Genomic DNA, 308 nt, shown 5'->3' on the forward strand with positions numbered 1-308 from the left:
TGGCTAGTCTGCGGTCCGTCACTGCCAAATCAGTGATCGGGTTTAGTCGCCCGGACTCCAAATTCGGTGCAATGGTCCATGCAGTTTATGGTGGCTGTGCGCAGGGCGCCTTTGGGTGCGCCGGAGTTTCCGATTTTGGCCGGTCGACTAACCTGCGTACAGCCGCCACCTTCGTTTAGTCGCGACCGGTTCGGCTCCTTACTCAAAATTCGGAGTTACACCATGAATAAAGTCCTACCCGACCCACCCATCAATCCCACCAAAGACCGCGCTGCCTTCAACCGCGCCATCGACCATTACCTGCCCAC

At 57.1% G+C, this 308-nt stretch carries 1 pseudogene; it reads left to right on the forward strand.

The features are described from left to right. Positions 1-78 precede the first annotated feature (78 nt). Positions 79-308 (forward strand): annotated as a pseudogene (locus tag NR164_RS30320) (hypothetical protein); the annotation flags it as partial.

It is taken from the genome of Pseudomonas sp. Pse79 (assembly GCF_024519615.1).
In the GTDB taxonomy this organism is placed as follows: Bacteria; Pseudomonadota; Gammaproteobacteria; order Pseudomonadales; family Pseudomonadaceae; genus Aquipseudomonas; species Aquipseudomonas veronii.